General features: G+C 44.6%; 1 protein-coding gene. It reads right to left on the reverse strand.

The window, feature by feature from the left end; all coding sequences use genetic code 11:
• On the reverse strand, positions 1–413 hold a 413-nt coding region (locus KH893_RS12630; protein WP_281166377.1), incomplete at both ends, for a Clp protease N-terminal domain-containing protein.

Here is a 413-nt window from a genome sequence, read left to right on the forward strand (position 1 = left end):
TCCTGATCCCGACCGACAACCGGATCAATTTGGCCAGCCGATGCCAAGGCCGTTAAATCACGCGACATCGAGTCCAAAGTTGGTGTTCCTTGTTGGTTCTGCCCTTGTTGCTTGGATTTTGGTTTTTGCTGATTTGGGTCAACACCAATTCGTTTGAAAACTGCACGAGTCAAATCCTGTAAACGAACATCCAAACTGGCCAAAATTCGCGAACTAAGAATTGATTCGTCAGTTAGCAAAGCCAAGAGAAGATGTTCGGTTCCAATCTGCCGAGCACCAAGACTTTGAGCCTGTAGCGCAGCGTTCTTCAAAATTTCCTGGGCCTTTGGCGAATAGGCTAAAAAGCCGGCTTTTATATTCGTATGAGAACCATATCCAGTAAATTGTTCAATTTCGTTTCTAATATCATCATC

Source organism: Liquorilactobacillus sicerae, assembly GCF_029916425.1.
Lineage (GTDB): Bacteria > Bacillota > Bacilli > Lactobacillales > Lactobacillaceae > Liquorilactobacillus > Liquorilactobacillus sicerae.